This is a genomic window from Nocardioides sp. (assembly GCF_025964975.1).
Taxonomy (GTDB): domain Bacteria; phylum Actinomycetota; class Actinomycetes; order Propionibacteriales; family Nocardioidaceae; genus Nocardioides.
In genome coordinates this window covers 1-6,906 of record NZ_JAOPXV010000075.1, presented here as the reverse complement: position 1 = coordinate 6,906, position 6,906 = coordinate 1, and the positions used below count along the sequence as shown (strand labels likewise).

The 6,906-nt window shown below is 69.5% G+C and carries 9 protein-coding genes; 5 read left to right on the top strand and 4 right to left on the bottom strand.

The annotated features are described in order from the left end of the window. Positions 1-777 (top strand): TetR/AcrR family transcriptional regulator C-terminal domain-containing protein (locus JWN68_RS05385; protein ID WP_297735801.1); only part of this gene is annotated, 777 nt, incomplete at its 5' end. On the opposite strand, the gene JWN68_RS05380 is transcribed toward JWN68_RS05385, so the two are convergent. Further along, positions 737-1,012: a hypothetical protein gene (locus JWN68_RS05380; protein ID WP_297735799.1), complete on the bottom strand. Its 276-nt coding sequence runs from the start codon at positions 1,010-1,012 to the stop codon at positions 737-739. The genes JWN68_RS05385 and JWN68_RS05380 overlap by 41 nt on opposite strands. A gap of 71 nt (positions 1,013-1,083) precedes the next feature. Between JWN68_RS05380 and JWN68_RS05375 the strand changes: the two genes are divergently transcribed. Both JWN68_RS05375 and JWN68_RS05370 read left to right on the top strand, forming a co-directional pair. Beyond that, positions 1,084-1,269 carry a hypothetical protein gene (locus tag JWN68_RS05375; protein ID WP_297735797.1) on the top strand — a complete coding sequence of 62 codons (186 nt, stop codon included), beginning with the start codon at positions 1,084-1,086 and terminating at the stop codon, positions 1,267-1,269. Then, positions 1,266-1,940 (top strand): molybdopterin-dependent oxidoreductase, encoded by a 675-nt coding sequence (locus tag JWN68_RS05370; RefSeq protein WP_297735794.1) that lies wholly within the window; start codon positions 1,266-1,268, stop codon positions 1,938-1,940. The genes JWN68_RS05375 and JWN68_RS05370 overlap by 4 nt, the downstream gene beginning before the upstream one ends. On the opposite strand, the gene JWN68_RS05365 is transcribed toward JWN68_RS05370, so the two are convergent. Then, positions 1,937-3,403: a GDSL-type esterase/lipase family protein gene (locus tag JWN68_RS05365; RefSeq protein ID WP_297735791.1), complete on the bottom strand. Its 1,467-nt coding sequence runs from the start codon at positions 3,401-3,403 to the stop codon at positions 1,937-1,939. The two genes, JWN68_RS05370 and JWN68_RS05365, sit on opposite strands and share 4 nt — an antisense overlap. 100 nt (positions 3,404-3,503) lie before the next feature. Next, positions 3,504-3,860 carry a hypothetical protein gene (locus JWN68_RS05360; protein ID WP_297735788.1) on the bottom strand — a complete coding sequence of 119 codons (357 nt, stop codon included), beginning with the start codon at positions 3,858-3,860 and terminating at the stop codon, positions 3,504-3,506. A gap of 66 nt (positions 3,861-3,926) precedes the next feature. Between JWN68_RS05360 and JWN68_RS05355 the strand changes: the two genes are divergently transcribed. Next, positions 3,927-4,631, top strand: a complete 705-nt coding sequence (locus JWN68_RS05355; protein WP_297735785.1) for a peptidylprolyl isomerase — start codon at positions 3,927-3,929, stop codon at positions 4,629-4,631. A 47-nt stretch (positions 4,632-4,678) separates the two neighbouring features. Here the strand turns inward: JWN68_RS05355 and JWN68_RS05350 are convergent, their stop codons facing one another. Continuing rightward, entirely contained in the window at positions 4,679-5,104 is a 426-nt protein-coding gene (locus JWN68_RS05350; protein ID WP_297735783.1) for an OsmC family protein, read from the bottom strand. 205 nt (positions 5,105-5,309) lie between these two features. Between JWN68_RS05350 and JWN68_RS05345 the strand changes: the two genes are divergently transcribed. Next, the coding region (locus JWN68_RS05345) for a M1 family aminopeptidase (protein WP_297735781.1) at positions 5,310-6,906 on the top strand (1,597 nt) is incomplete at its 3' end.

Below are 6,906 nucleotides of genomic sequence, written 5' to 3'. Positions count from 1 at the left end.
GCCGACGTAGGCGTGAGACCGAAAGATGTGGACGTGGACGCAGAGCGCGAAGCGACACCGCGGGTCAGGCTCAACCGGGAACGCGTCCTGCTCGCTGCGGTCTCGCTGGCCGACGCCATCGGCATCGAGGCGCTGAGCATGCGCCGCTTGGCCGAGGAGCTGCAGGTCGTGCCGATGGCCCTCTACAAGCACGTCGCCAACAAGGAGGAGCTCCTCGACGGCATGGTCGAGGTCATCATCACCGAGATCGGCGCTCCCGAGTCCGACGCCGACTGGAAGCCGGCGGTCCGGAAGCGGGTCCTCTCCGCCCGGCGCGCCCTCGCCCGCCACCCGTGGGCGCGCCGGGTCATCGAGTCCCGCACCACGCAGACACCGGCCGTCCTGGAATACATGAACTCCTTCGCCGGGATGTTCCTGACGGGCGGGTTCTCCGCAGACCTGGCTCACCACGTCATGCATGCGCTGGGCGGACGCATGTGGGGGTTCACCCAGGAGCTCTTCGTCGATCCTCGGGCAACGGCCGAGCCCGCCGAGGGACCCCCCGAGGCTCGAGCCGAGCTGATGGAGCAGCTGGCCGCCCACTACCCCAACATCGCGGCCATCGCCTCGTCGAGTGCCCACGACGACGCGTCAGTCGTGGGACAGGGCTGCGACGACCAGTTCGAGTTCGAGTTCGCCCTGGACCTGCTCCTCGACGGATTCGAGCGGCTCCACCGCGAGCACTGGACCTCGGCGCTCAGCTCCCCGAACCGGGCCACGCCGGGCGCAGCCGACTGAGCACGGCCTCGGTCTCGGCCAGCACCGAGCCCTCACCGCCGGTCCGGACCCACTGCCCCAACATCGCGTCGATCGCGCCCGTGTAGGCACCGGCTACGACGTGCTGCGTGGAGGCAGGCAGCGGCTCCGGCTCGAGCTCGAGGAGGGCGACGATGCGATTGATCCACTCGTGGTGGATCGTTCCGGCGGACTCGAGCGAGGGTGACTCGGCAAGTGCGGCGTACGCCGTCAGCACGTCGGTCCTGTGGGCGTCGATGTAGGCGCCGAGAGGCCTTCGCGCAGCACCGCCTGACCGGCACGGTCAAGGTGGCGTTCTCGTTGGAGGCGGTCGAGCGGGACGGAGCCACGCTGGTGACGGTCGAGACGCGCATCTCGGGGACCGACGCCACTGCCCGACGTGTCTTCGGGCGCTACTGGCTGATCATCCGTAGCCCCAGCGGGCTGATCCGGCGCAGCTGGTTGGCCGCGATCGACCGGCGGGCCCGGGCATGACCCGCTACTGGCCCCGCGCCGCCGACGGGCTCCCACCGGGACAGGGACTCCTTGCCGAGATGCCGCGCTTCAGCGCCAAGCCGTTCCTCCCCCCGCCGGCAGCCCCCTCCGGACCGGAGCTGGCGATCACGCTCGGGCGCCAGCCTCTCGCCCAGGTTGCCGGCGACCTCTTGGAGTCTCTCGGTCCGCGCGACGTCCGCGCTGACTTCCACTGCGTGACGACCTGGAGCGTCACGGGGCTCGTCTGGCGGGGCGTCCCGCTGCGCGAGGTCCTGGCGGCGGCGGGCATCACCGAGATGCCTGCGCCGTACGCCGTGGCGCTGGGCACCGATCGCCAGTGGGCCTCCTTCGTGTGGGAGGACCTCAGTGCCGACGACGTGCTGCTGGCGACCCACCTTGACGGGGAGGCGCTGGATGGCCGGCACGGCGGGCCGTTGCGGCTCGTCACGCCGAGTCAGTACGGCTACAAGAACGTCAAGCACTTTATGACGCTCAACTTCCAGCACCACGAGCCCGCCGTCGTGTCCAAGCAGCACTTGCGCGCGCGGGTCGCCCTCGAGGAGCGGCACACCCGGTTGTCGGCCCGGGCGCTGCGCCTGCCCTACGGCATGCTCGTCGGCCCGACGGCGCGGCCTCTCCGAGCGGTCGCTCCGACGCGCTGCGTCGACTAGCGTGTGACCCTGACGCGCCGGGTGGCGCGCACGACGGACGCAGCCTTGTCGCGGTAGACGATGCGGAGCTTCGTGCGACCGGGCGCGCGGAGGCGCACGGTCAGCCGGAGCTTGCCGTCGTCGCTCCTGTGCATCCTGGCGCCGAGCAGCTTCCGGGGGTGGGTCACGTCGCGGACGACGACCTTGCCGCGTGGGCGCGATCCGTCGGAGAGGGTGACGCGCACTCGCAGTCGGACCTCCTCCCCCACCTGCACCCGGTGGTCCAGCAGCCGAACCCGCATCCGGGCCCGGACCCTGGAAGTCGGGCTCACCTGCCCGGTCGGCGCACCGAAGGTGCCACTGGCCAGCAGCAGGTCGGCGTACGCCTGGTGACCCAGCCGGTTCGGGTGGTAGAAGACCTCGATCGCGTCGCCGTCGCCCACCTGGTTGATCCACCGGTCGGGGTTGCCCACGGGGGTCGTCGCGTCAGGCTCGTGGCCGTAGAACTTCCGTGTCACGCCGTCCAGGAACGTCGCCTGTCCCGGGTGCCCGGCATTGACGGCAGGGATGGCCGCCGCGATGGCGGCGTTGCCCTGCGTGACCAGGGCGCGGACCTCGTTGCCGGCCGCATAGCCGGGCGGGTCGGGCAGCGTGAAGTTGTTGTCCACCTGGAGCCACGGATAGCCGAGCTGCACCATCTTGGCGTCGTCGCGCAGACCATGCGTGCGGATCGCCGCGATGCCGCCGAGCAGGCGCTCGCGGATCTCGGGCAGCAGCGCCCTGGCGGCCTCGACCTTGCTCTTGCACCCGCTGGAGTTGCGGGTGACGGGCACGAAGCAGCTCTGCACGATCGAGCTGAACCCCGCGTCGTTGCCGCCCATGGTGAAGAGCAGGAGGTCAACGTCGCTGTTCACGAAGTCGGCCTGCGGTCGCAGGTTGCGGGTGCAGTCGTAGGTGATCGCGAGCGGGGTGACAGCGGTGCTGTGATAGGTCCAGAACTCCTCGTCCGAAAACGCGCGGGTGTTGCAGGGGTCGGTCCGGGCCAGGAGCGCGTCAGCCTGGGCCGCGGTGGTCACGCCGGCGGGCGTGGGCGCGAGGACCTTGCTCTCGGTGTCCATCTTCCGCGGCGAGGTGATGTCCGCGGTGACGCCACCGCTGCAGGCGTGGTTGACCAGCCGGACCGGCTGGCCGCCGGCGCGCAGGGCTGCGGCGTACTTCTCGCCCCAGTTCACCCGGCTGCGGAAGCAGCCCTTGGGACCGTAGGTCTGGGCGGCGCCCTTCTCGTCGGTGGCACCGTTGCCGGCTGAGTAGGAGTCACCCAGCACCAGGATGTCGAGGGTGTCGTCACCGACCGCGGCAGCGGTGGCGGCCGTGGCCTGCACCGCAGCGCCGGCGGAGGGCGCGACGAGCAGGCCGGAGACCAGGCCGGAAACCAGGCCAGACGCAGCCAGAGTGAGTGCGAGTCGAGCCGGGCGAGACCTCATGCGTGGTGCCTTTCGCGTTGGGGGGTGCAGGTGACAACGAGCGGGCACCCAAAACGCTACCCCCCGGCGCACGCGGTTCGCGAGCAGGTCGGGGCGGTCGTCACTCGCTGCAGCGCTCGGACCGTGCACCTTCGGAGTTGCTGGCGCTGACGCAGAAGTCATCCTCGTCGGTGGCTCGGACGGTCAGCGTGACTCCGTCCGAGACCACGAACTTCTTGGTCCCGATCATCACGGACTCGCCCCTGCTGAGCTGGGTCTCGACCGGGGGCTCACCAGTCAGGACGTACACCCTCTGCAGCCCTGCCATTCGCTCCATGTCGTGGAACATGGGCCGGTCACCGTCGGTGGCGCTGTCGAGCATGAACGCCAGCGGAAGACACGCGAGGAGCCCGACGAACACCCCGATGGTGATCAGGAGAGGGAGTCGATCGCCAGACACCTGTGGGGTTCGCTTCACGGCCGTCATCGTAGGCGTCGAGGCCTTCAGTCCGGCGTCGAACCCCGCTGACCTACGATCGTGGGCATGTTGAAGCGACTGATTGCCACCACGGCGACCCTGGCCTGTCTGTCCCTGCTCGCCTCGTGCGGCAACGAGTCGGACGGTACGGCGACCGACACATCGGCGAGCGAGGGCACCAGCGAGACCGAGGACTCCCCCTCGGAGGAGCCGGCCGAGGCGGTCGCGTGCGACTACGTCGAGGGCGGCGACGCCGGCAAGCCCGTCGACCCTCCGCCCAGCGACGCCACGGTCGCCGGCGAGGTGCCCGTCACGTTCGAGACGACACTGGGAGACATCGCGGCCACGTTGGACGCAGACGCCACCCCGTGCACGGTCAACTCGTTCACGTCCCTGGCGGAGCAGGGCTTCTACGATGACACGCCCTGCCACCGGCTGACGACCGCAGGCATCTTCGTCCTCCAGTGCGGTGACCCCACAGGCACCGGAATGAGCGGCCCCGGCTACAGCTACGCCGACGAGCTCTCGGGCCAGGAGACCTACGCACCCGGCACGCTGGCCATGGCGAACGCCGGACCGAACACCAACGGCTCCCAGTTCTTCATGGTCTACGACGAGTCGCCGTTGCCCCCTCAGTACACGGTGTTCGGCACGGTCTCGGAACCGGGAGTGGAGCTTCTGCGGGAGATGGCTGCCCAAGGAACAGAGAACGGGACAGCGGATGGTCCCCCGGCAGGTGGAGTCGACCTCACTGCCGTGACGATCGACTGAGACGGACGGCAGCTCTCGCCGTCGAAACAGGCCTGACCCCGTGTGGGTCAGGCCTGTTCGTACGTGACGTCGGCCCCGAGCTGGACCGTGCGGCTGACGGTGCAGAGACGGTCGCGGGACATCGCGATCGCGCGCGGCAGGAACTCGCGCGCCGCGTCCCCCTCGGGACCTTCAGGGAAGGCCACGTCGAAGGTCAGGCGCAGCCCGGTCATGTGGTTGCCGTCCTCGTCGCGGACGTTGTCGCCACCGGCCAGGATCCCGAACCGGGTGCTCGTGCCTCGCTTCGCGGTGATCAGGTCGACGTCGATGGCGCTGCAGCCCGCGATGGCAGCCAGCAGGAGCTCGACCGGGGTGAAGTCCGGGTCCAGTCCACCGGAGCCCATGAAGGTCTCCCCGCCACGGGCGTTGGTCGCCTTGAACCGGGCGTCGCCGATCTTGGTCAGCTCGATGCTGCGATACGTCTCATCACTCATGCCGCCGAGCATAGGACGCCCGCGCGGGCCGGTTCAGCGAGCGGCGCGGCGAATGGCCTTGCGCGCACGTCGCTGTTCGCGACGGGCCAGCTCCACCGTGCGCAGCAGCGCCTTGTCCTCGAAGGAGTGGATCCGTCCCTCGACGATTCCGTAGGCCTGGTGATCTCGCCCACCTCGGTCGCGAGGGCGCGGTTAGGGTGCCGGAGTGAGTCACTCCCCCTACCTCAGCCTCCAGCAGAGCGAAGCGATCGATCGGTTCGAGCGGCTCTCCGTGACGACCTACGACGTCGTGCTCGACCTCGATGTCGACGACAAGATCTTCGCCTCCCGGACGACCGCCGTCTTCGACTCGACCGGCGGGCCCACCTTCGTGGACGTGAAGCCCGTGCGCCTCAACGAGGTCCGCCTCAACGGGACCTTGATGGATCTTGACGCCCTCGATCGTGGACGGATCGCGATCGAGACACAGTCCGGTCGCAACGAGCTCGTCGTCGACGCCCTCATGGGCTTCCGCAACGACGGGGAAGGGCTCCACCGCAGCGTCGACCCGGCCGACGGGCGCCACTACGTCTACGGCATGTCCTTCATGGACGCAGCGCCCAGCATCTTCGCCTGCTTCGACCAGCCCGACCTCAAGGCCCCGTACACCTTCCACGTGCGTGTGCCGAAGGACTGGACCGTGATCGGCAACGCCCCTGGCGAGCAGGTCGAGCCCGGTGTCTGGGAGCTCGAGACGACGCAGCCGCTCTCCACCTACTTCATCACGCTCGTCGCCGGCCCCTGGCACGTCATTCGTGACGAGCACGACGGGATCGCCCTGGGGCTGTCGGCCCGAGCCAGCATGGCGTCGGCCCTCGACGCCGACGCGACCGAGATCCTCACCGTCACGCGCCAGTGCTTCGACGAGTTCCACCGGCTCTTCGCCGAGCGCTATCCCTTCGGGGCCTACCACCAGGCGTTCGTCCCCGAGTTCAACGCGGGCGCCATGGAGAATCCCGGCTGCGTGACCCTCCGCGATCCGCTCATCTTCACCTCCAAGGTCACGTGGGGTGCGCGCTGTGTCCGTGCGACCACCATCGCCCACGAGATGGCCCACCAGTGGTTCGGCAACACCACCACTCCGAAGTGGTGGGACGACCTCTGGCTCAACGAGTCCTTCGCCGAATACATGGGCAACCGCGTCACAGCCGACGTCACCGACTTCGACACGGCCTGGGTGCACAACGCCTACGCGCGACGCCAGTGGGGGCTGCTCTCCGACGCCGGACCCGCCACCCACCCCGTCGCGGGCAACGGTGCCGTCGACGCCCTGGCGGCGCTCCAGGACTTCGACGGGATCTCGTATGCCAAGGGCTCGAACGTGCTCAAGCAGCTCAACGCACGGCTGGGCGACGACGTGTTCTTCGCCGGCGTCAACGACCACTTCGCCCGACACAGGTTCGGCAACGCCACCATGCACGACCTGTTCGACAGCTGGCAGCGAGCCGGTGCCGGCGACCTGAGTGACGTGACCGACGGCTGGCTCCGCTCCAGCGGCGTGGACCGGATCAGCCTGGACCGCGAGGCCGGAGTCCTGCGCCGTACGCCGCCTGCCGGATCGGCCGTTGAGCGCCGACACGCCCTGACCGTTGCCATCGGCGCTCCTGACGGCACCTGGCGCCGCGAGAGGGTCGAGCTGACCGGGGCCACCGTGGACCTGTCCGTCGCCGCCGACGAGGCCGTGCTGCTGGACGTCGAGGAGACCTCCTGGCTCGTGGCCGAGCTCGACTCGTCGACGCAGGAGCTCCTGCCGAGGCTCGTCT